Annotated in this window: 20 protein-coding genes and 1 pseudogene; all 21 read right to left on the bottom strand. The window is 70.2% G+C overall.

Translation table 11 applies throughout. The features are described 5' to 3' along the window. Positions 1-3: 3 nt before the first annotated feature. A complete protein-coding gene (locus ACZ4IF_RS37535; RefSeq protein WP_095936676.1) occupies positions 4-825 on the bottom strand; it encodes a F0F1 ATP synthase subunit delta in 822 nt (273 codons plus the stop codon). Beyond that, complete coding sequence (locus ACZ4IF_RS37530; RefSeq protein WP_028804226.1) at positions 822-1,367, bottom strand: F0F1 ATP synthase subunit B; 546 nt, start codon at positions 1,365-1,367, stop codon at positions 822-824. Before ACZ4IF_RS37530 ends, ACZ4IF_RS37535 begins: the two co-directional genes overlap by 4 nt. A gap of 42 nt (positions 1,368-1,409) precedes the next feature. Next, a complete protein-coding gene (gene atpE, locus ACZ4IF_RS37525; RefSeq protein WP_031039373.1) occupies positions 1,410-1,640 on the bottom strand; it encodes an ATP synthase F0 subunit C in 231 nt (76 codons plus the stop codon). Positions 1,641-1,714: 74 nt separating this feature from the next. Further along, the gene (gene atpB, locus ACZ4IF_RS37520) at positions 1,715-2,551 is read right to left on the bottom strand and encodes a F0F1 ATP synthase subunit A (RefSeq protein ID WP_359499905.1); all 837 of its coding nucleotides are present in this window, start codon (positions 2,549-2,551) and stop codon (positions 1,715-1,717) included. A gap of 210 nt (positions 2,552-2,761) precedes the next feature. After that, positions 2,762-3,199 carry a hypothetical protein gene (locus ACZ4IF_RS37515; protein WP_095936674.1) on the bottom strand — a complete coding sequence of 146 codons (438 nt, stop codon included), beginning with the start codon at positions 3,197-3,199 and terminating at the stop codon, positions 2,762-2,764. Between the two features lie 293 nt (positions 3,200-3,492). Continuing rightward, the gene (locus ACZ4IF_RS37510; RefSeq protein WP_467571483.1) at positions 3,493-4,851 is read right to left on the bottom strand and encodes an MraY family glycosyltransferase; all 1,359 of its coding nucleotides are present in this window, start codon (positions 4,849-4,851) and stop codon (positions 3,493-3,495) included. A 129-nt stretch (positions 4,852-4,980) separates the two neighbouring features. Beyond that, on the bottom strand, positions 4,981-6,219 hold the full coding sequence (locus tag ACZ4IF_RS37505) for a serine hydroxymethyltransferase (RefSeq protein WP_467571480.1): 1,239 nt from the start codon (positions 6,217-6,219) through the stop codon (positions 4,981-4,983). A gap of 133 nt (positions 6,220-6,352) precedes the next feature. Then, positions 6,353-7,000 (bottom strand): arsenate reductase/protein-tyrosine-phosphatase family protein, encoded by a 648-nt coding sequence (locus ACZ4IF_RS37500; RefSeq protein ID WP_467571477.1) that lies wholly within the window; start codon positions 6,998-7,000, stop codon positions 6,353-6,355. A 52-nt stretch (positions 7,001-7,052) separates the two neighbouring features. Then, positions 7,053-7,700: an L-threonylcarbamoyladenylate synthase gene (locus tag ACZ4IF_RS37495; protein WP_345650234.1), complete on the bottom strand. Its 648-nt coding sequence runs from the start codon at positions 7,698-7,700 to the stop codon at positions 7,053-7,055. A 53-nt stretch (positions 7,701-7,753) separates the two neighbouring features. Then, positions 7,754-8,599: a peptide chain release factor N(5)-glutamine methyltransferase gene (prmC, locus tag ACZ4IF_RS37490; protein ID WP_095936669.1), complete on the bottom strand. Its 846-nt coding sequence runs from the start codon at positions 8,597-8,599 to the stop codon at positions 7,754-7,756. Positions 8,600-8,651: 52 nt separating this feature from the next. Then, positions 8,652-9,728, bottom strand: a complete 1,077-nt coding sequence (gene prfA / locus ACZ4IF_RS37485; protein ID WP_467571474.1) for a peptide chain release factor 1 — start codon at positions 9,726-9,728, stop codon at positions 8,652-8,654. Positions 9,729-9,901: 173 nt separating this feature from the next. Continuing rightward, positions 9,902-10,123, bottom strand: a complete 222-nt coding sequence (rpmE, locus tag ACZ4IF_RS37480; protein WP_028804216.1) for a 50S ribosomal protein L31 — start codon at positions 10,121-10,123, stop codon at positions 9,902-9,904. A gap of 272 nt (positions 10,124-10,395) precedes the next feature. After that, positions 10,396-11,532: an LCP family protein gene (locus tag ACZ4IF_RS37475; RefSeq protein WP_467571471.1), complete on the bottom strand. Its 1,137-nt coding sequence runs from the start codon at positions 11,530-11,532 to the stop codon at positions 10,396-10,398. A 213-nt stretch (positions 11,533-11,745) separates the two neighbouring features. Beyond that, positions 11,746-13,452 carry a trypsin-like serine protease gene (locus ACZ4IF_RS37470; RefSeq protein WP_467571645.1) on the bottom strand — a complete coding sequence of 569 codons (1,707 nt, stop codon included), beginning with the start codon at positions 13,450-13,452 and terminating at the stop codon, positions 11,746-11,748. Positions 13,453-13,677: 225 nt separating this feature from the next. Continuing rightward, positions 13,678-15,651: a transcription termination factor Rho gene (rho, locus tag ACZ4IF_RS37465; protein ID WP_467571468.1), complete on the bottom strand. Its 1,974-nt coding sequence runs from the start codon at positions 15,649-15,651 to the stop codon at positions 13,678-13,680. 388 nt (positions 15,652-16,039) lie between these two features. After that, complete coding sequence (thrB, locus tag ACZ4IF_RS37460) at positions 16,040-16,969, bottom strand: homoserine kinase (RefSeq protein ID WP_345650251.1); 930 nt, start codon at positions 16,967-16,969, stop codon at positions 16,040-16,042. A 541-nt stretch (positions 16,970-17,510) separates the two neighbouring features. Further along, positions 17,511-18,569: a threonine synthase gene (gene thrC, locus ACZ4IF_RS37455; protein ID WP_359499838.1), complete on the bottom strand. Its 1,059-nt coding sequence runs from the start codon at positions 18,567-18,569 to the stop codon at positions 17,511-17,513. Positions 18,570-18,575: 6 nt separating this feature from the next. Continuing rightward, positions 18,576-19,868 carry a homoserine dehydrogenase gene (locus tag ACZ4IF_RS37450; protein WP_345650257.1) on the bottom strand — a complete coding sequence of 431 codons (1,293 nt, stop codon included), beginning with the start codon at positions 19,866-19,868 and terminating at the stop codon, positions 18,576-18,578. 228 nt (positions 19,869-20,096) lie between these two features. Beyond that, positions 20,097-21,488: a diaminopimelate decarboxylase gene (gene lysA / locus ACZ4IF_RS37445; protein WP_359499835.1), complete on the bottom strand. Its 1,392-nt coding sequence runs from the start codon at positions 21,486-21,488 to the stop codon at positions 20,097-20,099. Between the two features lie 34 nt (positions 21,489-21,522). Beyond that, positions 21,523-22,728, bottom strand: coding sequence for an ArgS-related anticodon-binding protein NrtL (gene nrtL, locus ACZ4IF_RS37440; protein ID WP_467571461.1), 1,206 nt, complete (start codon positions 22,726-22,728; stop codon positions 21,523-21,525). 583 nt (positions 22,729-23,311) lie between these two features. Next, positions 23,312-23,749: pseudogene (locus ACZ4IF_RS37435) on the bottom strand (response regulator); the annotation flags it as partial. Positions 23,750-23,894: the final 145 nt, after the last annotated feature.

The raw sequence follows: 23,894 nt of genomic DNA, 5'->3' as shown, positions 1-23,894 counted from the left end.
CTGCTAGCCGGCCAGGCGGCGGCCTGCGTCCTCAAGTCGATCCGCGATGGAGCCGTTGATGACCTCGTCGCCGACCTGCACCCGGATCCCGCCGAGGACCTCGGGGTCCACGTCGAGGTTGAGGTGCATCTGACGGCCGTAGAGCTTCGCCAGAGCGGCGCCGAGGCGCTGCTTCTGCCCGTCGCTCAGCGGGACCGCCGAGGTGACGACGGCGACCACGCGGTTGCGGCGCTCTGCGGCGAGCTTGGACAGGGACTCGAGTCCCGCTTCCAGGCTACGTCCACGCGGAGCGGTCACAAGGCGCGTCACCAGACGCTCGGTGGTCACGTCGGCACGGCCGCCGAGCAGGCTGCGCAGCAGCTCGCTCTTGGCCGCCTTGGAGGCGGCGCGGTCGGTCAGCGCGGCGCGCAGCTCGGTGTTCGAGGAGACGATCCGGCCGAACCGGAACAGCTCGTCCTCGACGTTGTCGAGTCCACCGCTGCGCTGCGCGGCCGTGAGGTCGGCCGTCGCGGTCAGCTCCTCCAGCGCGTCCACCAGGTCGCGGGGCTGCGACCAGCGGGAACGCACCATGCCGGACACCAGGTCGGCGGCCGTGCCGCTCACCTGGCCGCCGAGCAGGCGCTGCGCCAGTTCGGCCTTGGCCTCGCCGGGCTGCGCCGGGTCGGTCAGGACCCGACGCAGCGACACCTCGCGATCGAGCAGCGCGGTGACGGCGGCCAGCTCGTCGGCGAGCTGCGCCGCGTCCACGGACGCCGAGTCCGTCAGCGCGTCGAGACGCTCACGGGCTGCTGCGAATGCCTCGCGGCTCGCTCCGTGCGCTGTCATCGAGCTGCCTCGGCCTTCTCCTCAAGCTCGTCGAGGAAGCGGTCGATGACACGGCTCTGCCGGGCGTGGTCCTCGAGGGACTCGCCGACCAGCTTGCCGGCCAGGGCGGTGGCCAGCTGGCCGACGTCCTGACGCAGCGCCTGGGCGGCAGCCTTGCGGTCCGCCTCGATCTGCGCGTGACCGGCGGTGACGATCTCCTCGCGCTGCCGCTGGCCTTCCGCACGCATCTCGGTGATGAGCGTGGCGCCCTGTTCCTGCGCCTCCTGGCGCAGACGGGCCGCCTCGTGCCGGGCCTCGGCGAGCTGTGCCTTGTACTGCTCAAGAACGCTCTGAGCCTCGGTCTGAGCGGCCTCAGCCTTCTCGATACCGCCCTCGATGGCCTCGCGACGCTGCTCCAGAACCTTGTTGATGTTCGGGAGGAGCTTCCAGGCCAGGAAGCCGAAGACGATGACGAAGGCGATCAGTCCGATGACAAGCTCGGGGATCGGCGGGACGAGGGGGTTTTCCTTCTCCTCGGCCGCCAGAATGAGCAGGTGGCTCATTTCAGTGCCTTTCGTCTAGTGGGCTGTTGCTGATCGGCCGGATCAGACGCCGTAGACGAACGGCATGACCAGACCGATGAGGGCGAGCGCCTCACAGAAGGCGAAGCCGAGGATCTGGTTGGCGCGGATCAGACCGGCGGCCTCAGGCTGACGGGCGAGCGCCTGGGTGCCGTTACCGAAGATGATGCCGACGCCGACGCCGGGGCCGATGGCCGCGAGGCCGTAACCGATCGAGCCGAGCGAGCCGGAGACAGCGGCAAGGGTCTGGGACATGCCAGTTCTTCCTTTTCTTTACGGACCGGTGGGGGTTGGCCACCGGACGAGTGCGGGGTCGTAAGGGGCGGCGCTCAGTGGTGCTCGGCCAGCGCGCCCTGGATGAAGGTGCAGGTCAGCAGCACGAACACGTACGCCTGCAGTGCCTGGATGAACAGCTCGAAGGCCGTCATGACGAGCGTCATGATGAACGAGACACCCGCGTACGCGATGCCGATGCCGTTGAGCAGGTACCAGCTGGCGATCGTGAACAGCAGCAGCAGCGTGTGACCCGCGAACATGTTCGCGAAGAGTCGCACGGCGTGCGTGAACGGCCGGACGATCAGGTTCGAGAGGAACTCGATGAACATGGCCAGCGGGAGGACCGGGCCGAGCGACTTGTCGTAGCCGGTGAAGTTCTTGAGCGCACCGACGAAGCCGTGCCGCTTGAAGGTCAGCGAGACCCACAGGACGTAGACGATCAGTGCCAGAACGGCGGGGTACGCGATGATCGCCGTGACCGGGAACTGGGCGACCGGAATGATCGACCAGAGGTTCATCATCCAGATGAAGAAGAAGAGCGAGACGACCAGCGGAACGTACTTCTCGCCTTCCTTCTTGCCGATCGTCTCGTAGACGACGCCGCGGCGGACGAAGTCGTAGCCCGCCTCGGCGATCATCTGCAGCTTGCCCGGGACGACCTTCGGCTTGCGGAAGGCGGCCCAGAAGAAGCCGATGATGACGATCGAGCCGAGCAGCGCCAGGAGCATCGTCTTGTTGAAGTAGACGTTGCTGTCGCCGTCGCCCCAGAGGGGTTCGAACAGGAACGAGTGCAGGCCGGGAGCCGGGAAGCCACAGCCGTCGAAGATGTGGCAGTCGGTCTCGAAGGCGAGCACCTGCGTCGGGTCAGCACTCACCGCGGGCTCCTTCAGCGTGGCGCATAGGTACGGCAACCTCGTTGTGTCGGCGCGGCGCGCAGCCGCGGTTCGGCACTGGACTGGTGTTACGGATGTGGGGGCGGCTGTGGGGCATCAAGCCTCGCGATTGAGCAGGCGTCAGCTCAGATGCCCGCGCCCGCGATGCCGCAGTTGGCACCGGACGATAGCAGGATCTCTTACGCGCACTTATCCCGGCCCTACCCCTCACGACGAGTGCCCCGACTTTTCGGGCTTGTCGCCCTTCGAGGAGTCGGGTTCGACGTAAAGGATCTTGGCCTTCATGTGGGCACGCGCCTGTGCGCCGATCCACACGAGCGTGGTGGCGACCAGGGTGAGCGCGAAGGCCTTGGGGTTGAACAGCGACGTGTTCTTGAACGCGGCGACGAAGACGAACAGCAGCAGGATCTGCGCCGTGTACAGCAGCAGACCCATCGCCTGGAACAGGTGCGGAAGCGATTTGGCGGTGCGCTGCAGGACGTAGAGCCCGAGCCCCATGAAGAGGATCACGACCAGCGTCGCGACGACGGCCCCGATCGCTCCCTTGCCGCCGGCGACCACACCACTGACGACGGCGGCAACTGCGCCGACGGCAGCTGTGGGTACAGCGGCCTGCAGGAGGATCCGGGCGTCATTGGACGGCATGGCGGCAACTCCGCTTGTAAGGGGGGCGTGTCGTCATGGACGAGCGTAGTCCCGGGCTGAGAGAGAACCTCACGCCAAGGAACCGTCGCACTACGGTCCTTCGGCTCTATCCCGGGTTCTCGTGAACCGTATCACAAACTATTTGATGAGGTCTTTACCTGGTTGGTGTGCTCGCTGTCACACATGAGAGTGAACCTGCGCGTCTGTGCAAGAACGGCGTGGACTTGTCTGTTATTGGGGTGCTTTGCACCCCCACGACTTGGTCACGCGTTAGTCAGATTCTTACCTTCACGTCAGCGCGACGACCCGGCATTGCGCCCATCAAGGAAGCGCGAACGGGGGCCGATGGCCGTCGCTCCGTTGACTCCCGAAACACCCGCCACGACCGGCGCACAGTGCTCGCGCGCCTCGTCCGGCTCCTCGGCCTCCGCCGTCCCGTGCGTGACCTCCTGCCCCGCCTCCGCGGCGGCGGAGGAGGCCGCCCTGCGGCGCCGGTAGCGCGGCGGCACGAGACGTTCGGCCCACTGCGGGGCGCGCGGAGTGAAGCGCGGCAGCAGGAGCAGGACGAGGCCGACCGCGCTGAGCGCGGCGATGCCGAGCACGATCCACATGGACGCCGAGTTCACCGAGAAGGCGAGGGCGCCGAAGGCGATCAGCGCGGACCAGAAGTACATGATCAGGACCGCGCGGCTGTGCGAGTGCCCGACCTCGAGGAGACGGTGGTGCAGGTGCCCGCGGTCGGCGGCGAACGGCGACTGGCCGCGCCAGGTGCGCCGCACGATCGCCAGCACCAGGTCGGCGGCCGGCACCGCGATGATCGTCAGCGGGAGCAGCAGCGGGATGTAGACGGGCACCGTCTGGTGCACGGTGTTGCGCTCCGAACCGGAGAACAGGTTCATCGCGTCGGGGTCGATCTGCCCGGTGATGGAGATGGCGCCGGCCGCCAGCACGAGCCCGATGAGCATCGAGCCGGAGTCGCCCATGAAGATCCGCGCGGGATGCATGTTGTGCGGCAGGAAGCCGAGGCACATGCCCATGAGGATGGCCGCGAAGAGCGTCGCCGGGGCCGCGGCCTCGATGCCGTAGCTGTACCAGATGCGGTACGCGTACAGGAAGAACGCCGCGGAGGCGATGCACACCATGCCCGCGGCGAGGCCGTCGAGGCCGTCCACGAAGTTCACCGCGTTGATCGTGATCACGACGAGGGCCACGGTCAGCAGCGTGCCCTGCCACTGGGTGAGCGCCACCAGGCCGACGCCGGGGATGGGCAGCCACAGGATCGTCAGACCCTGCACGACCATCACGCCCGCGGCGATCATCTGACCGCCCAGCTTGATCAACGCGTCGATCTCGAACTTGTCGTCGAGGACACCGATGAGCCAGATCAGCGCGGCACCGGACAGCAGTGCCCGCGGCTCGTTGGAGTTCGAGAAGACCGCGTTGAGGTTCTTCAGGTGGTCGGCGACCAGCAGTCCCGCGCACAGCCCGAAGAACATCGCGATCCCGCCGAGACGCGGAGTGGGCTCCCGGTGCACGTCGCGCGCACGGATCTCCGGCATGGCTCCGGCCACGATCGCGAATTTCCGTACCGGTCCTGTCAGCAGGTACGTCACCGCGGCCGTGATGCAGAGCGTCAGCAGGTATTCACGCACGGGCTTCCCCACAGGTCTCGCTGGCCATCTCAGCCCCACACCCTAGCGATGCACGCATATGGTTGGGGACTTCCGGGTAGCGACGATGGTTGCACGAGTGGCTGTGCACGAGTGTGCGAGTACCCCCGCTCAGTCCGGATAGGGCGGAAATCTTCCGGTGAGCTCCCGCACATCTTCACGCGCGGTCCTGGCGTCGACGTCCTCGCGCAGCACCCCGGCGAACAGGTCCGCGATCCACACCATCTCCGCCTCGCCCATGCCCTGCGTGGTCAGGGCGGCCGTGCCCAGCCGCAGACCGCGCGCGTCCCCGTGGGGAAGCGCACACGTGTCGAGGACCATGCCCGCCGCGGCCAGGCGGCCGCGCGCGGTGCGTCCGTCGAGGCCGAGCGGCGCCGGGTCCGCGGCCAGCAGATGGGTGTCGGTACCGCCGGTGGTGATGTGCAGGCCCTGCGCCGCCAGTCGCTCCGCGAGCACTTTCGCGTTGGCGACCACCTGGTGGGCGTAGGCGGTGAAGGCCGGGGTCGCCGCCTCGCCGAACGCGACGGCCTTGGCGGCGATGGTGTGCATCTGCGCTCCGCCCTGGGTGAACGGGAAGACCGCCCGGTCGACCCGCTCGGCCAGCTCCGCCCCGCACAGGATCATTCCGCCGCGGGGACCGCGCAGCACCTTGTGCGTCGTCGCGCACACGACATCGGCGTACGGCACCGGGTTGGGTGCGGCTCCCCCGGCCACGAGCCCGATGGGATGTGCGGCGTCGGCGATGAGATAGGCGCCGACCTCGTCGGCGATCTCGCGGAAGGCGGCGTAGTCGATGTGGCGCGGGTAGGCGATCGAACCGCACACCAGGGCCTTGGGCCGGTGCGTCCTGGCGAGCGTGCGCACCTGCGCGTAGTCGATGAGCCCGCTGTCGGCCTCGACGCCGTATCCGACGAAGTCGAACCAGCGGCCGGAGAAGTTCGCGGGCGAACCGTGGGTGAGGTGACCGCCGAAGGGCAGTCCCAGGGCGAGCACGGTGTCACCGGGCCGCAGCAGGGCGGCGTACGCGGCGAGGACCGCCGAAGACCCCGAGTGGGACTGCACGTTGGCGTGGGCGGACCCGAAGAGCGCCTTGGCGCGGTCGACGGCGAGACGCTCCGCGACGTCGACGATCTCGCACCCGCCGTGATGTCGGGCGCCGGGGTAGCCCTCGGCGTACTTGTTGGCGAGCGGCGAGCCGAGCGCGGCCAGCACGGCGGGCGAGGTGAAGTTCTCGGCCGCGATCAGCTGGAGCGTGGTGGACTGCCGGTCGAGCTCCCCGAGGATGATCTCGGCGAGCTCGGGGTCCTGGCGGCGCAGGACATCCGCTTCGAGCGTTTGTGTGACCGGCATGGTGGACTCCGGACCTCGGCGGGGGGACGCTACGTCCCAATGTAGAACCGGGGCCCGTGGGGCGCCCGGTATCACCACCATTCGCACCGCGCGCGGTCCTTGCGCGGGCCCGGCAGGATCCGGGAGCGAGGCCCTAGGCCCGGGCCGGCACACCCGTCAGCGCGGTCACCACGGGGTCCAGCGCCTCGTTGATCTCGTCCCCGATCGACCGGAAGAACGGCAGCGGCGCCCCGTACGGGTCGTACACCTCGTCCGCCTCGGCGGTCGGGGCCAGCAGCCATCCGCGCAGCGCGGCGGCGGCCCGCACGAGGGCGCGGGCGCGTTCGACGACGCCGTCCTCCAGCGGCGGAAGCGTCGTCGGGTCTATCGCCCGTACAAGGCGGGTGAACTCCTTCAGGGTGAAGGTGCGCAGGCCCGCGGAGTGGCCCATCGAGATGACCTGGGCCCGGTGGTCACGGGTGGCGGTCAGGACCAGGTCGGCGCGGATGACGTGCTCGTCGAGGAGTTCCCGCCCGACGAAGCCGGAGGCGTCCGCGCCGAAGTCGGCGAGGACCGCCTCGGCGTTGGCCTCCATGGGCGCGCCCTCGTGGCCCCACGTGCCGGCGCTCTCCACGATCAGACCGCCCCACAGGGGGTCGCCGAGCCGGTCCGCCACGGCATGGCGGGTCAGCCGCTCGGTGATCGGCGAACGGCACACGTTGCCGGTGCTGACGTGGAGGATGCGGAAGGACCCGCCGGAGAGCCCGCCGGCCTCCGTGATCCCCTCGCCTATGCCACGCATGGGGGTGCCCCCTGGTCGAGCGGAGCCGCGGGCCGGGAGGTGTCAGGGGCTGTCAATTCGCCACCTCGAGGTCGGGTACGACCTTCCGGAGCTCGTCCGCCGACAGTGCGCCCGCACGCAGCAGTACGGGCACCTTTCCGGTCACGTCGACGATCGAGGAGGGCACGTTGCCCGGGGTGGGGCCGCCGTCCAGGTAGACCGAGATGGAGTCGCCGAGCATCTCCTGCGCTGCGTCGCAGTCCTCCGGCGCCGGGTGGCCGGTGAGGTTCGCGGACGACACGGCCATCGGGCCGACCTCGGTGAGCAGTTCGATGGCGACCGGGTGCAGCGGCATGCGCACGGCGACGGTGCCACGGGTGTCCCCGAGGTCCCACTGGAGGGACGGCTGGTGCTTGGTGACGAGCGTCAGGGCGCCCGGCCAGAAGGCGTCGACGAGCTCCCAGGCCATCTCGGAGAAGTCCGTGACGAGGCCGTGCAGGGTGTTCGGGGAGCCGATGAGGACGGGGGTGGGCATGTTGCGGCCCCGGCCCTTGGCCTCCAGCAGGTCGGCGACGGCCTCCGAGGAGAACGCGTCGGCGCCCACGCCGTACACGGTGTCGGTCGGGAGGACCACCAGCTCGCCACGGCGGACGGCGGACGCTGCCTCACGCAGACCGGTGGTGCGGTCGGTCGCGTCGTTGGTGTCGTATCGCCGTGCCATTTAGCGGGCCTCCTCGTACACGTACTGCTGGCTGGGGAACGTGATGCGCGTGCTCACGGCATCGCCTTGCGGGCGGTCGCGAACCGCGGCCGGTTGTTGAGGTCCGGGTGGTCGGCCGCGTCGGCCCAGCCCCGCTCCTCGGTGAAGATCCACGGCACCTGGCCGCCCTGGGTGTCGGCGTGCTCGATGACGACGACGCCGCCGGGGCGCAGCAGCCGGTGCGCGGTGCGCTCGATGCCGCGGATGAGGTCGAGTCCGTCCTCGCCGGAGAACAGGGCGAGTTCGGGATCGTAGTCCCGGGCCTCCGGAGCGACGTACTCCCACTCCGTCAGCGGGATGTACGGCGGGTTGGAGACCACCAGGTCCACCTGGCCGTCGAGGTCAGGGAAGGCCTCCAGGGCGTCTCCCTGGCGCAGGTCGACCCTGGACCCCTCGACGTTCTTGCGCGTCCACCGCAGGGCGTCCTCGGACAGCTCCACGGCGTGCACGCGGGAGCGCGGCACCTCCTGCGCCAGGGCGAGCGCGATGGCGCCCGAACCGGTGCACAGGTCCACGATCAGGGGTTCGACGACGTCCATCGCGCGGACGGCGTCTATGGCCCAGCCGACCACCGACTCGGTCTCCGGCCGGGGCACGAACACTCCGGGCCCGACCTGGAGTTCCAGGTAGCGGAAGTAGGCCCGCCCGGTGATGTGCTGGAGCGGCTCGCGGGCCTCGCGGCGCGCGGTCACCTCCCAGTAACGGGCGTCGAAGTCCGCGTCCTTGACGGTGTGCAGCTCGCCCCGCTTGACGCCGTGCACGAAGGCGGCGAGCTCCTCCGCGTCGTTGCGCGGCGAGGGCACGCCGGCGTCGGCCAGCCGCTGGGTGGCCTGGGCCACTTCCGCGAGCAGCAGGTTCACGCTGGTCCTCCGGGGCTGAGCTGTTGTCGTGTGCTGGTTGCCGCCGCCGCTGTTACGCGGCGGCGAGCTTGGCCGCCGAGTCCGCGTCGACGCAGGCCTGGATCACCGAGTCGAGGTCGCCGTCGAGGACCTGGTCCAAGTTGTACGCCTTGAAGCCGACCCGGTGGTCCGAGATGCGATTCTCCGGGAAGTTGTACGTACGGATCTTCTCGGAGCGGTCGACGGTGCGGACCTGGCTGCGGCGGGCGTCCGCGGCCTCCCGCTCCGCTTCCTCCTGCGCCGCTGCGAGGAGCCTGGAGCGCAGGATACGCATCGCCTGCTCCTTGTTCTGCAGCTGGCTCTTCTCGTTCTGGCAGGAAGCGACGACTCCGGTGGGAATGTGCGTGATGCGCACCGCCGAGTCGGTCGTGTTGACGGACTGGCCGCCGGGGCCCGACGAGCGGTACACGTCGATGCGCAGATCGTTCGCGTGGATCTCGACGTCGACCTCCTCGGCCTCCGGCGTGACCAGCACGCCCGCGGCGGAGGTGTGGATGCGGCCCTGCGACTCGGTCGACGGCACGCGCTGCACGCGGTGCACCCCGCCCTCGTACTTCAGGCGCGCCCACACGCCCTGGCCGGGTTCGGTGGCGCCCTGGCCGCCCTTGGTCTTCACGGCGACCTGGACGTCCTTGTAGCCGCCGAGCTCCGACTCGGTGGAGTCGATGATCTCGGTCTTCCACCCGACGCGCTCGGCGTACCGCAGGTACATGCGCAGCAGATCGCCGGCGAACAGGGCGGACTCGTCGCCGCCCGCGCCCGCCTTGATCTCCAGGATCACGTCCTTGTCGTCGCTGGGGTCGCGCGGGACCAGCAGCAGGCGCAGCTTCTCGGTGAGCTCCTGGCGCTGCTTCTCCAGGTCCTTGACCTCGGCGGCGAAGTCGGGGTCGTCGGCGGCGAACTCCTTCGCCGTCTCGATGTCGTCCCCGGCCTGCTTCCAGGAGCGGTACGTCGCGACGATCGGGGTCAGCTCGGCGTAGCGCTTGTTGAGCTTGCGCGCGTTGGCCTGGTCGGCGTGGACCGACGGGTCAGCGAGCTTCTTCTCCAGGTCGGCGTGCTCGCCGATGAGTTCCTCGACCGCCTCGAACATCTCCGGCTCCAATGGACTGTCCCCAGCTCCATCATGGGCTCGGGACGTAGGTACGGCATGGGGGTCCCCCCTGCTCGGGCGTGTGCGCGGGCTCGGGGGAGGGGGCTGCACCGCAAAGCGCCGGTCCCGGCGCCCCCGTGCAGGGGACACCGGAGACCGGCGCTGTGGGCTCGCTACTTCTTGGCAGCGGCAGCCTTGCCGAAGCGGGCCTCGAAGCGGGCCACGCGGCCACCGGTGTCGAGGATCTTCTGCTTGCCCGTGTAGAACGGGTGGCACTCGGAGCAGACCTCGGCACGGATGGTGCCGGATTCGATCGTGCTACGCGTGGTGAACGACGCGCCACAGGTGCAGCTGACCTGCGTCTCGACGTACTCGGGGTGGATGTCGCGCTTCAAGGTGTCTCCTAGATTCGGGAGGGCGCCGGGTCGCCGCCGCGGGATGCGGGAGCGTGAACCGGAGCCGACGTACCAGTCTGCCAGGACTGGGCGCATCCCCCAAAACCGGGGTGGTGGAGGATCTATTCCCGGGCCGTCCCGGGAACCGCTCCCGGGCCTTCCCCGGACCGCTCCCGGGCCTTGCCGGACCGCTCCCGGACCTCTTCGAAGCGTTGACCGGGCCCCGCCGTACGCCTCGGGAGCCCCGCGCCCGGCGGGCCCCCGCGGGTGTCTCAGGAAGTGACGACGCCCTTGGCGGAGCCCGTGGCGGTGCCCTTGGTGGCCGCCGCGGGGATCGCCCGGTCGTTCTTCAGGGCGTCCCACACCAGCTTCGACTTGGCCTTGTCGACGAGGACGCGGTTGGCGTCCGCGGCGTCGTACTGGACCGGCATCGTCACCATGGTCATGCGGGAGGAGTTGATGCCCTTGAGGCCGTCGGCGAAGGACGCGAGCTCGGCGACCGAACCGATCTCGGAGTCGGTGGTGACGGTCTTGGTCGCGGTGTCGGCGAGGTCGTACAGCTTCTTCGGGCTGGTCAGCACCCCGACGTCCTTGACCTGCTGTACCAGGGCCTTGATGAAGGCCTGCTGGAGCTGGATGCGGCCGAGGTCGGAGCCGTCGCCGACGCCGTGCCGGGTACGGACCAGTCCGAGTGCCTGCTCGCCGTCGAGCGTGTGCGGGCCGGCCTTCAGATGCAGGTGGCTGTCCGGGTCGGAGATGTCCTTGGTGGTGGTGATGTCCACCCCGCCCAGGTCGTCGATGAGCTTCTGGAAGCCGCTGAAGTCGACCTCGAGGTAGTGGTCCATGCGGATGCCGGTCATGGACTCGACGGTCTTGACCGCGCAGGCGGCGCCGCCGGTCGAGTAGGCGGAATTGAACATCACGCCGGAGGCCGCGTCGTGGGTGACGCCCTCGGGGTCGGTGCAGGAGGGCCGCTCGACGAGGGTGTCGCGGGGTATGGAGACGACGCTCGCCTTCTTGTGGCCCTTGTACACGTGCACGACCATCGCCGTGTCGGACCGGGCGCTGCCGTCGTCGGCGCCGCCGCCGAGCTTCTTGTTGCTGCCGGAGCGCGTGTCGGAGCCCAGGACGAGGATGTTCTCCGAGCCGTTGTCGACCTTCGTGGGCCGGTCCGTGCCGAGGGCGCCGTTGATGTCGACGTTCTTGAGGTTGCCGTTGAGCTTGAAGTACAGGATTCCCGCGCCGGTACCCCCCAGCACGACCACACCCGCGGCCGTCCAGGCCGTGATCAGGAGGGCCTTGCGCCGCGCGCTGCGCGTCTTGCGGCGTCGGCCCTTTCCGCGCTGACGCGGGGCGCTGGTGCCGGGCTCCCCCGGTATGCCGGGTTCCGGCGTGCTCTCGGCAGGCATGTGCTCCTCAGTCCTGTGTCTGCGGTCGGTTACCCCCTGCTTTCAGGGCCAAGCCCATCAGGTCGTGACTACGGGTACCGCTCCATGGTCACTCCGTACGGTCAGACGGGGAAACCTGGGAAAGGGTTGCACAACGCAATGTGCCCACCGCGTGGCGCGATGGGCACATTGCGTCACCGGCGAAAGCGGGCGAACCCGCGTTCACCTGCGATTTCAGCCGAAGATGTCGTACTGCTTGAAATCGGTGCCGACCGAGATCCTTGTGGCGAAGATCTCCGTGGTCGCCTTGCCGGTGCCCGGGTACAGGTAGAGCGTGCCGCCGGGCGTGCGGGCCAGGAAGTCGGCCTTGCCGTCGCCGGTCACGTCACCGGGGGCGTCGAAGGCGTTGTAGCCGCTCCAGGTGCGCACCTTGATGCGGCTGGAGAAGGCGTCGCTGCCGGTCTTGCCGGTGCCCTTGTACAGGTACACGTACGAGCCGGTCTTGCTGCGCGCGATCAGGTCGGCCTTGCCGTCGCCGGTGAAGTCACCGTGGCCGCGGATGGAGTTGTACTGGTTCCAGCCGGTGCGGACCTGGATGCGCGCGGAGAAGGTGCCGTTGCCCTTGCCCGGGTACTCCCACATCGCTCCGGCGGAGTCGACGGAGAGCATGTCGGGCAGCGCGTCGCCGGTGATGTCGCCCGGGGCGATGATGCGGGTGCGGGTGCCCCAGCTGCTGAAGATCTTGTCGGTGGACCAGTCCCCGCTCGCCGGGACGTAGTGCGACCAGTAGACGTTGCCGTTGCTGCTGTCGCGGACGACGAGGTCCTGGTAGCCGTCGCGGTTCAGGTCGGTCTGGAGCACGACGTTGACGCCGTTCCAGTTGCCCCACGACTGACGGGCGGCGAACGAGGTGCCCTTGGAGTCCTTCTCGTACCCGGTCTTCGTGGAGGAGTTGCGCACCCAGAGGTCGGCCTTGTGGTCGCCGCTGAGGTTGGTGTCCTCCACTCGCGGCCAGGCCGCGCCCACGTACGTGCTCACCTTGGAGAAGACGCTGTACGCGCCCTTCTCGACGCAGTCCTTCACGCCCCAGGAGACGATGCCGACGATACGGCCGCCGACGATCAGCGGGCCGCCGGAGTCGCCGTTGCACGCCGTGGTGGTCCCGGTGTCGCTGCCGGTCGCCGCGTCGCCCGCGCAGACCATGTGGCCCTTGACGAAGTCGCTGCCGTAGTAGCCGGCGCAGGTGGTGTCGGACTTGATGGGCAGCGTGGCCGTCTTCAGCGTCTCGGAGATGTCCTCGCTGGTGGAGCTGGTGCGGCCCCAGCCGTACAGCGTCGCCTTGGTGCCGGACGCGTACGAGGTGGTGTCACCGGACGTCGTCATGCGGATCGGCTTGGCCGTGACGGGGCTCGGCAGCGTGATGACCGCGATGTCGTTGTCGATGGTCGTCGAGCTGTACGAGGGGTGGTTCCACTGCCGCCAGACGCCCGAGACGGTGCCGCCGTGCAGGTTGGTGTTGCCGGAGGAGTCGGTGGTCGGCAGCTGTGCGGTGCCCGTCACGACGGCGCCGTTGGCGTGCCAGTCGTAGCCCTTGACGCAGTGCGCGGCGGTGAGGATCTTCGTCGGCGACACGACGGAGCCGCCGCAGAAGAAGCCGAGGTCGTCGCTCTCGCTCGTGGTGCCCCGGTCGTCGTAGTACCAGAGCTGCGCCATCCACGGGGCGGTGGTGATGGTGGTCTCACTGCCACCGATGATCTTCGGGTCGACGCTCGCGCTGTCCGTGCTCGCGCTCAGCGACGACTTCTTGGTCGTCTCCCCCGCGGTGTCGTCGCCCGCCACGGCTCCCGCGACCCGCTTCGTCAGCTCGCTCAGGGAGGGCGAGGACGTGCTGGGCTTGACGGTCGGCGTCGGCAGCGCCGTGGCGGCGTTCGCGGACGACATCAGGAGCGCGCCGGCGACCGCTGCCGCCAGGCCTGCCGCCGCGACGGGCACGGCGATGCGTATCCGGCGTCTGTGACGCCCCCGTCCGGATATGGGCGTATCCACTCAAGTCCCCCCTGAGACTCATGCGTTGAAAAGGAGCCGTGATCGTACACCCGTCCCGGACGGCACAGAGGGCCGCCCCCGGCACGGGGGCGGCCCTCTGATGCGGTGCTGCAGGAGACGTCAGTCGTTGCCGTTGCCCGGCGACGGGGTCGTCTTCTGGATCTGGAGCAGGAACTCGGCGTTCGACTTCGTCTGCTTCATCTTGTCGAGCAGCAGCTCGATCGCCTGCTGCTGGTCGAGCGCGTGGAGCACGCGACGCAGCTTCCAGGTGATGGCGAGCTCGTCGCTGCCGAGCAGGATCTCCTCCTTGCGGGTGCCGGACGCGTCGACGTCCACCGCGGGGAAGATGCGCTTGTCGGCGAGCTTGCGGTCGAGCTTGAGCTCGGCGTTGCCGGTGCCCTTGAACTCCTCGAAGATCACCTCGTCCATGCGGGAGCCGGTGTCGACGAGCGCGGTCGCCAGGATGGTCAGCGAGCCGCCGTCCTCGATGTTGCGCGCGGCACCGAAGAAGCGCTTCGGCGGGTACAGCGCGGTCGAGTCGACACCACCGGACAGGATGCGGCCGGAGGCGGGCGCGGCGAGGTTGTACGCACGGCCCAGACGCGTGATCGAGTCGAGCAGCACGACGACGTCGTGACCCAGCTCCACCAGACGCTTGGCACGCTCGATGGCGAGCTCGGCGACCGTGGTGTGGTCCTCGGCCGGGCGGTCGAAGGTCGAGGAGATGACCTCGCCCTTCACCGACCGCTGCATGTCGGTGACCTCTTCCGGACGCTCGTCGACGAGGACGACCATCAGGTGGCACTCGGGGTTGTTGTGGGTGATCGCGTTGGCGATCGCCTGCATGATCATGGTCTTGCCGGTCTTCGGCGGGGCCACGATCAGACCGCGCTGGCCCTTACCGATCGGCGACACGAGGTCGATGATGCGGGTGGTCAGCACGCCCGGGTCGGTCTCCAGGCGGAGCCGGTCCTGCGGGTAGAGCGGCGTCAGCTTGGTGAACTCCGGGCGACCACGGCCGTGTTCGGGCGCCATGCCGTTGACGGAGTCGAGGCGCACGAGCGCGTTGAACTTCTCGCGGCGCTCGCCCTCCTTGGGCTGACGGACCGCGCCGGTGACGTGATCGCCCTTGCGCAGACCGTTCTTGCGGACCTGTGCGAGGGAGACGTACACGTCGTTGGGACCCGGCAGGTAGCCCGACGTACGGATGAAGGCGTAGTTGTCGAGGATGTCGAGGATGCCCGCGACGGGGATCAGGACATCGTCCTCGGCGAGCTGCGGCTCGGCGATCTCGTCACGCCCACGACGGCCACGACGGTCGCGGTAGCGTCCGCGCCGGCCGCGGCGGCCGCCCTCGAAGTCGTCGTCCTCGTCGACCCGCGGTCCGTTGTCGCGCTGCGGGCGGTCCTGGCGGCCACCGCCACCGCCCTGCTGCTGACGGTCCGGACGCTGCTGGCCGCCGCCCTGCTGCTCGTCGCCCTTGCCGCGGCGGTCACGGCCGCCCCGGTCGCGGTCACGACGGTCGCGACGGCCCTGACGGCCGTCGGTGCCCTCGGCGGTGTCGGTCTTGGCCTCGCCCTGCGTCTCGGCCTTCGCCTCGCCCTTCGCCTCGGCGGCGACCGTCTCGGGGCTGCCGGCCTCGGCGGTGGCACGGCGACGACGGCGCTCCACGGGCGCGTCCTCGCTGGCGGGCTGGCCGGGAATCTCGATCTGCTGCTGAGCCACGGCCTTCTCGGCGGCGGGCTTCTCGGCCTTCTTCTCGGCCGGAGCGGCGGCGTCCTCGCCCGTACGAGCCTTCGAGGTGGACCGGCGCTTCGGCTTGGTCTCGGCGGCGGCCTCGGCCTTGGCTGCCGGAGCACCCCCGGCCTGCGCCTCCTTGATGACCTCGATCAGCTGGCTCTTGCGCATGCGCGCGGTGCCCCTGATGCCGAGGCCGGATGCGACCTGCTGCAGCTCGGCCAGCACCATGCCCTCGAGGCCGGTACCGCGGCGCCGCCGGGAGCCGGCACCGGTGGCAGGCGCGGAGGCGTCCGTGGCGGGCGCGGCAGCGGTCTCCTCGACACGTGCGCCCATCAGATCGGTGGTGTCGCTCACGAAGGGTCCTTCCCTGGAGCGGACGTCGGCCTGTCTGGCTCGGCGACCGGTTGTGCTGTCCGACGTTGGTCCTTGCTGGGTGGACCGTGCCGGGGCGGTGGTCCGCCAAAGCGGCGGAAGACATATCTGGTGATGACGATTCCGGGCCCGTGGCACTGAATTGCGGTGTCATCGGCTCGGTCACGCCGGTTCCGGAGCGTGCTCAGCACTGCTCAGCGCATAGCACCCAATGCATGGCACAAAGCAGTTTGGGAGGCTCCCGGAAGAATGGTTGTCCCGGACGGGGACACGAAGCACCTCGCCATGGTGGGGTCGGGTGCAGACTTGAGGTTAACACTACCGGATCCAACAAACATTCCCCCTCTCCAAATCCGGCAACCGTGCGCCGTCAATTGACCCCGACGGGTGCGAGCGGCAGCACGCTCGCCCCTTGGGCGTCGAGGTCCAGCCGGTTGGCGGCCCAGCCCTGACCTGCGAGATCGGCGACCTTGTCGGCCGACGCCCGGTCCGCCAGAGCGAGGACTGTGGGACCCGCGCCGGAAATCACCGCGGGAATTCCGTCCGCGCGCAGACGCTCCACGAGGGCCGCGCTCTCCGGCATCGCCGGAGCCCGGTACTCCTGGTGCAGCCGGTCCTCGGTGGCGGGCAGCAGCAGCTCGGGGCGCCGGGTGAGGGCCTCGACGAGCAGCGCGGCACGGCCGGCGTTGGCGGCGGCGTCGACGTGCGGCACGGTGCGTGGCAGCAGTCCGCGCGCGGTCTCGGTGAGGACCGGCTTTCCCGGTACGAAAACCACCGGAACGATGGAATCGGCGGGATCCATCCTGATGGCACGGGCCGCGCCGGCCTCCATCCAGGAGAGCGTGAAGCCGCCGAGCAGACAGGCCGCGACGTTGTCGGGGTGTCCCTCGATCTCGGTGGCGAGCTCCAGGAGCGCGGTGTCGTCGAGCTTGGTGTCCCCTCCTATGGTCACCGCGCGCGCGGCGACGATGCCGGCGCAGATCGCGGCGGAGGAGGAGCCGAGGCCCCGTCCGTGCGGGATGCGGTTGGCGCAGACGATCTCCAGTCCGCGCGGCTGTCCGCCCAGCAGGTCGAAGGCGGTGCGCAGGGAGCGTACGAGGAGGTGGCTCTCGTCGCGCGGCAGGGTGTCACTGCCCTCACCTGCGATGTCGATGTGCAGCCCGGAGTCGGCCACCCGGACGACCACGTCGTCGTAGAGCCCCAGTGACAGGCCGAGGGCGTCGAAACCCGGGCCGAGGTTGGCACTGGTGGCGGGGACGCGCACCCGGACGGCGGCGGCGCGGAACGCTGGACCGGCCATCGCTCGATGACTCTCCTTGAGCTGCGTGATGTGCGAGATTCTCGATGAACTGCGATACGTACCGAGGACCCGGAGGCCGCAATGACGGCGCGGCACCGCGGCATATGCGGCGGGCGGGTTCGGTACAGCCTATCGAAGGAAGGTTCTGTGGCGACATAGGGCGCACAGGAGGCGCACGATGCGTGTCGTAAGCCCCCTGTGCACCCCCTGTCGGGTTGCCACGAGGGTGCCCCCTTCGTCGGGCGGTTTCCGTCGGCTTCTGGCGATTTTCCACCCGTGTCCGAGAGGATCCGCCCGTTTCCCGGGCCTGTCGGCGCCGTTCCGGCGACGACGTGGCGGCTTTACGCCAGGCGGCTTTCCGCCAAGTCGGGCCACGAGCACCTTTCGGCCGGTGCACACACCCGCTTCCGCCCGGTGCGTACCCCTGCTCCCGGCGGGTGCGCACACCCGCTTCGGGCCGGCGCCCGCACCCGACGGGCGGGACGGGCCGGACCACGGCCGACGGGGGCGGACCGGGAAGGACCGGCCCCCGCCGACGGCGTCATGCCAGGCCGAGCCGCTCCGCCGCCGTCGCCGCGTCCACGGGGACGGTGACCGGCTGCGGGGCGCCCGCGACGGCCCAGTCGGGGTCCTTGAGGCCGTTGCCGGTGACCGTGCAGACGATCGTCTGGCCCGGGTCGACCAGACCCTGCTCGGCGGCCTTCAGCAGACCGGCGACGGACGCGGCGGACGCGGGCTCCACGAAGACGCCCTCCTGGGCGGCCAACAGCCGGTAGGCGCGCAGGATCTCACGGTCCGTCACCTCGTCGATGAGGCCGCCCGACTCGTCCCGGGCCGCCAGCGCGAACTTCCACGAGGCGGGGTTGCCGATGCGGATCGCGGTGGCGATGGTCGACGGGTCCTTGACCACCTCGCCGCGCACGATGGGCGCGGAACCGGAGGCCTGGAAACCCCACATGCGCGGAGTCCGCTTCGCGACGCCGTCGGCGGCGTACTCCGTGTACCCCTTCCAGTACGCGGTGATGTTGCCCGCGTTGCCCACCGGGAGCACATGGATGTCGGGAGCGTCGCCGAGCATGTCGACGATCTCGAAGGCGGCGGTCTTCTGACCCTCGATACGCACCGGGTTGACCGAATTGACCAGCGCCACCGGGTAGTTGTCGGACAGCGACCGGGCGAGCGTGAGGCAGTCGTCGAAGTTGCCGTCGACCTGGAGGATCTTCGCACCGTGCACGAGGGCCTGGCCCATCTTGCCGAGCGCGATCTTGCCCTGCGGCACCAGGACGGCGGAGACCATCCCGGCGCGTACCGCGTACGCCGCGGCGGAGGCGGACGTGTTGCCGGTGGAGGCGCAGATGACGGCCTTCGCGCCCTCCTCCTTGGCCTTGGTGATCGCCATGGTCATACCGCGGTCCTTGAAGGACCCGGTCGGGTTGGCGCCCTCCACCTTGAGGTGGACCTCGCAGCCCGTGCGCTCGGAGAGCACCTGCGCGGGCACGAGCGGCGTACCGCCCTCACGGAGCGTCACGACCGGCGTGCTGTCGGATACCGGCAGCCGGTCCCGGTACTCCTCGATGATTCCGCGCCACTGGTGGGTCATTGCTGGTTACTCTCCTTCAACCCGCATGATGCTGGCGACACCCCGCACGGTGTCGAGGCTGCGCAGCGCCTCGACGGTCCCGGTGAGGGACGCGTCGGACGCACGATGCGTGACGACGACGAGGGAGGCCTCGCCGTCCTTGCCCTGCTGGCGAACCGTATCGATCGACACACCGTGCTCGGCGAAGACGGTGGCGACCTGGGCGAGAACACCCGGCTTGTCGGCCACATCGAGGCTGATGTGGTAGCGGGTGACGACGTCGCCCATGGGCGAGACCGGCAGCGCGGCGTACGCGGACTCACCCGGTCCGGTCGCGCCGTTGAGCTTGTTGCGGCACACGGCCACCAGGTCGCCGAGGACCGCGGAGGCCGTGGGGGCGCCGCCCGCACCCGGCCCGTAGAACATGAGCTGCCCGGCCGCGTCGGACTCGACGAACACGGCGTTGTACGCGCCGCGCACGGAGGCGAGGGGGTGGCTCAGCGGAATCATCGCGGGGTGCACGCGCGCGGTGACCGACCCGCCGTCGGCGGCCCGCTCGCAGATGGCGAGCAGCTTGATGGTGCAGCCCATCTCCTTGGCCGAGGCGAAGTCCGCGGCGGTGACCTCGGTCATGCCCTCGCGGTAGACGTCGTCGAGGCGCACGCGCGTGTGGAAGGCGATCCCGGCGAGGATGGCGGCCTTGGCGGCCGCGTCGAACCCCTCGACGTCGGCGGTCGGGTCGGCCTCGGCGTACCCGAGCGCGGTGGCCTCGTCGAGGGCCTCCTGATAGCCGGCGCCGGTGGAGTCCATCTTGTCGAGGATGAAGTTCGTCGTTCCGTTGACGATGCCCATCACGCGGTTGATCTTGTCGCCGGCGAGGGACTCGCGCAGCGGGCGGATCAGCGGGATGGCGCCGGCGACGGCGGCCTCGTAGTAGAGGTCCCTGCCGTGCTCGTCGGCCGCGGCGTGCAGGGCCGCGCCGTCCTGGGCGAGGAGCGCCTTGTTCGCGGAGACGACGGAGGCGCCGTGCTCGAAGGCGGTCGTGATGAGCGTACGGGCGGGCTCGATGCCGCCGATGACCTCGACGACGACGTCGAGGTCGCCGCGTTTGACGAGCGCGGTGGCGTCCGTGGTGACCAGCTCGGGCGCGATGCCCTCGCGGACCTTCGAGGGGCGCCGGACGGCGACACCCGCGAGCTCGACCGGGGCTCCGATCCTGGCGGCGAGATCGTCGGCGTGCGTCGTCATGATGCGCGCCACCTCTGAGCCGACAACCCCACAGCCCAGCAGCGCCACCTTCAGCGGACGCGTACGCATCATCCGACCTCGTTTCCTCATACCGTCATCGGTTCGACCAGTCTCACTCACCGGACTGGAGTTTCTATCCCTCGTCCGGATCGTGAGACGTCTATTTCATTTTCGCGGCGGCGGACCGCAGGAGATCTTCCGCCGCAGGTCAAGCTTCTCAGCCGGCGTCCCCCGGTGTCGGCCGAGTGAGTGGACGGACCACCTCCCGGCCGACATCACCGACACCGGTTCGAACGCCGCTCAGCCCACGTCGAGGCGCAGCAGGTCCTCCTCCGTCTCGCGCCGGACGATCACCCGGGCCGCACCGTCCTGCACGGCGACGACCGGCGGGCGCAGCGCGTGGTTGTAGTTGCTGGCCATGGAACGGCAGTACGCCCCGGTCGCCGGCACCGCGATGAGATCGCCCGGAGCCAGGTCGGAGGGCAGGAAGGCGTCCTTCACGACGATGTCGCCGCTCTCGCAGTGCTTGCCGACGACACGGGCGAGCATCGGGTCGGCGTCCGAGGTGCGCGACACCAGCGCGACGCTGTACTCGGCGTCGTACAGCGCCGTACGGATGTTGTCGGACATGCCGCCGTCCACCGAGACGTACGTACGCAGACCGTCGAGGGGCTTGATCGTGCCGACCTCGTAGAGCGTGAAGGCGGTCGGGCCCACGATCGCCCGGCCCGGCTCCACCGAGATCCGGGGCGTCCGGAGCCTGGCGGCCTCGCACTCGCGCGTCACGATCTCGCTGAGCGCCTTGGCGATCTCGTGCGGCTCACGCGGGTCGTCCTCACTGGTGTACGCGATACCGAGACCGCCGCCGAGGTCGATCTCGGGCAGCTCGACGCCGTGCTCGTCCCGGACGGCGGCGAGCAGCCCCACCACGCGCCGGGCCGCGACCTCGAAGCCCGCCATGTCGAAGATCTGCGAACCGATGTGGCTGTGGATCCCGACGAGTTCGAGCCCGTCCAGATTCAGGGCCCGGCGCACCGCCTCCGCGGCCTGCCCGTCGGCGAGCGCGATACCGAACTTCTGGTCCTCGTGCGCCGTGGCGATGAACTCGTGGGTGTGCGCCTCGACGCCCACGGTGACGCGGATCTGCACCCGCTGGCGCTTGCCGAGCGACTGCGCGATGTGCGAGACCCGCACGATCTCCTGGAAGGAGTCGAGGACGATGCGCCCGACCCCGGCCTCGATCGCCGCGCGGATCTCGGTCTCCGACTTGTTGTTGCCGTGGAACGCGATGCGGTCGGCGGGCATGCCGGCCGAGAGCGCGGTGGCCAGCTCGCCGCCCGAGCACACGTCGAGGTTGAGGCCCTCCTCGTGCAGCCAGCGCACGACGGCACGCGACAGGAAGGCCTTCCCCGCGTAGAAGACGTCGGCGTCGTGCCCGAACGCGGTACGCCAGGCGCGGGCGCGCTCCCGGAAGTCGGCCTCGTCCATGAAGTAGGCGGGCGTGCCGAACTCCTCGGCCAGCCGGGTGACTTCGATGCCGCCGACACTGACGACGCCGTCGGCCGTACGGGTCACGGTGTGGGACCACACCTTCGGGTCGAGGGCGTTGAGGTCGGCGGGCGGCGCGGTGTAGTGGCCCTCGGGAAGCACATCGGCGTGACGGGGCCCGGCGGGGTGTGCGGAACGGCTCATCTCAGGTGTCGGCTTTCTGCGGTGTCTGAGGCAGTCAGAGGTGGTCGGGTGCGCTGATGCCGAGCAGGGACAGGCCGCCGGCCAGCACCGTCCCGGCGGCGTCGGCGAGCGCGAGCCGGGCACGGTGGGCGGCCATGGGTTTCTCGTCGCCGAGCGGCAGCACGGTGTGCTGGACGGCGAGCAGGGCATCGGCGGTGACGACGAGGTGCCGGGCGAGCCGGTCGGGGGTGCGGTCGGCCGCGGCGACGCGCAGGGCGTGCGGGTACTCGGCGAGGGCGCCGAGCAGGTCCCCGGCCCGGTCCAGGTCGCGTACGTCGCCGGGGGCGCCGGTGTAGCCGAGCGCCGCGGCGTTCCGAAGCAGGGCCCGGGTGCGGGCGTGGGCGTAACGGACCCGGAAGAGAGGGTTGCTCTCGCGCTGGACGAGGTGGTCCGCGCTGATCCGGGGCCGGTCGTGCGGTGCGGGGTGCAGCAGGGCCCAGCGGGCGGCGTCGGCGCCCAGTGGGGCGGGGTCCTCCGGGGCGGGTACGGGGCGCAGGTTCACCGGCTCGGGATGCCCGGCCTCGGCGTGCCGCACCTCGGGGTGCCCGGCCTCGGCGTGCCGCATCTCCGGGTGCCGGGGCTCGGGGTGCCGGGCCTCGGGGTGACGTGGCTCCGGGTGCAGCACCTCGGCTCGCCGCACCTCGGGGTGGCGGGGCTCGGGGTGGGCGTCCTGGGGGCCGGCGACTCGTACCCCCCGATGCTCCGGTGCGAGCACCGACCGGGGATTCCCCGACTCGACGTGCCGGACCTCGGCACGACCGCCCTGGGTGGCGACGATCCGTACCAGCGCGTCGGCGACGACCTCGGCACGGGTGTCGTACGGCACGCGCAGCTCGACGACCTGTCCGGCGAGGGCGTCGCCGTGTCCGTACCCGGCGCCCCGTGCCAGCACGTCCGCCACCAGGGCGGCGGAGGCCTCGCGGCCCAGGCTGATGTTCAGGAAACCGGGCCCGGTGATCTCGACGCCCGCGACGCCGGCGGCGCCGCCGATGTGCGACCGCAGGATCTCGGCGACCTGCCGCGCGGGCCGCCCGGCGGGCCGCGCGAGCTGCAACGCGACGTTGGTCGCGTAGTCCCCGCACCCCCCGGGCCCCGGCACCGTCACCACGACCCGTGCGGGCACGGCCACATTCAGCTCCCCCGAATCGACAGCACGCCGCACCGCGCACAGCACGGTCCGGGACAGCTCGACGGGGGTCACGGGACAAGCGTATGGGAGGAGGGGGGTGGGGAGGCTAATGGGTTTGGGGTGGGGTCCGGGATGTGGACGGGGTGGAGGTGGGGGTCGGGTGGGTCCGGGGTTGGACGTCGGGTGCGGTCCGGGGTGGGGCTGGCTTGCGGCGGGGCGGAGCCGGGACCGGGGGCCGGATTCTTGGCCGTACGGGCAGCGTGGTGAGGGTGGGGCTCTGAGTTGACGGGTGTCTCCGGAGCCACGGCGGTCACCGGGGTCACCGGGGTCACCGGGGTCACCGGGGTCACCGGGGTCACCGGGGTCACCGGGGTCACCGGCGATGATCGACGCCGGCGCTGATCGGGACGGCGGCGCCGATCAGAACGCGGACCACTGATCAGGACGAGACGAGACGCTGATCGGAACAACCGGATACTGAAACCCTTGGGACCCTTGGTCAGTGCCCGGCGCGTCCGGCGCGCTCGGTTTCGTCGAGGCCGAGGCCGGCGTCGGGCCCGGTGCCCGCCTCGAAGGCGTCGTCGAAGGGACGCCCGCCGAAGGCATCCGCGTCGAAGGAGGAGTCCTCGAAGGACGGGTCGGGCGAGCCGCCCTCACGACTGCTGCCCGCGCTCCCCTCGCGGCTCCCCCCACTCATGGCACGCTCGCGGTCGAGTTCACGTCGATCCATCAACTGCCGGACGAGCCGTACGAGTTCGGAGGGTTCGAACGGCTTCGCGAGAAAGGCGTCGACGCCGACGTCGAGGCCGCTGTCGACCTCGTGCTGGGTGCAGGCGCTGACGATGGCGAGCGGCACGTTCCGCGTGCGGGGGTCGGCGCGAAGACGGGCGGCGGTCCGGAGCCCGTCGAGCCGGGGCATCACGACGTCGAGGGTGACGACATCGGGCTGCACCGAATGAATGACGTCCAGGCATTCGGCACCGTCGGCCGCGGTCACGACCTCGAGACCCTCCAGTTCGAGGTTGACCCTGATCAGCTGCCGGATGACCTTGTTGTCGTCCACAACAAGCACCCGACCGGACGCGCCTGGCACAACTCGAGAGTAGGTCCGCGCCCACCGCCGCGTCCGGGTTTTCCCGACTTCCCCCCTGCGGGACCCGCACCGCTCCCCCGGCCGGCCCGCCCGAACACCCCCGCCCTGCCCACCCCACCCCTCACAACACGACGCCTCCGACCAC

It is taken from the genome of Streptomyces sp. NPDC025784 (assembly GCF_055558435.1).
This window is presented reverse-complemented; position numbering and strand designations above follow the sequence as displayed.

Bases quoted from the DNA above. Each gene is read 5' to 3' on its own strand.
- ACZ4IF_RS37530 (WP_028804226.1), bottom strand. From the start codon at position 1,367: ATGAGCCACCTGCTCATTCTGGCGGCCGAGGAGAAGGAAAACCCCCTC.
- ACZ4IF_RS37535 (WP_095936676.1), bottom strand. From the start codon at position 825: ATGACAGCGCACGGAGCGAGCCGCGAGGCATTCGCAGCAGCCCGTGAG.
- ACZ4IF_RS37470 (WP_467571645.1), bottom strand. From the start codon at position 13,452: ATGTCGTCCGCGAACGCCGCCACGGCGCTGCCGACGCCGACCGTCAAG.
- ACZ4IF_RS37475 (WP_467571471.1), bottom strand. From the start codon at position 11,532: ATGCCTGCCGAGAGCACGCCGGAACCCGGCATACCGGGGGAGCCCGGC.
- thrB (WP_345650251.1), bottom strand. From the start codon at position 16,969: ATGGCCGGTCCAGCGTTCCGCGCCGCCGCCGTCCGGGTGCGCGTCCCC.
- ACZ4IF_RS37515 (WP_095936674.1), bottom strand. From the start codon at position 3,199: ATGCCGTCCAATGACGCCCGGATCCTCCTGCAGGCCGCTGTACCCACA.
- thrC (WP_359499838.1), bottom strand. From the start codon at position 18,569: ATGACCCACCAGTGGCGCGGAATCATCGAGGAGTACCGGGACCGGCTG.
- ACZ4IF_RS37450 (WP_345650257.1), bottom strand. From the start codon at position 19,868: ATGATGCGTACGCGTCCGCTGAAGGTGGCGCTGCTGGGCTGTGGGGTT.
- ACZ4IF_RS37495 (WP_345650234.1), bottom strand. From the start codon at position 7,700: ATGGCACGGCGATACGACACCAACGACGCGACCGACCGCACCACCGGT.
- ACZ4IF_RS37500 (WP_467571477.1), bottom strand. From the start codon at position 7,000: ATGCGTGGCATAGGCGAGGGGATCACGGAGGCCGGCGGGCTCTCCGGC.
- atpE (WP_031039373.1), bottom strand. From the start codon at position 1,640: ATGTCCCAGACCCTTGCCGCTGTCTCCGGCTCGCTCGGCTCGATCGGT.
- lysA (WP_359499835.1), bottom strand. From the start codon at position 21,488: ATGAGCCGTTCCGCACACCCCGCCGGGCCCCGTCACGCCGATGTGCTT.
- prfA (WP_467571474.1), bottom strand. From the start codon at position 9,728: ATGTTCGAGGCGGTCGAGGAACTCATCGGCGAGCACGCCGACCTGGAG.
- ACZ4IF_RS37505 (WP_467571480.1), bottom strand. From the start codon at position 6,219: ATGCCGGTCACACAAACGCTCGAAGCGGATGTCCTGCGCCGCCAGGAC.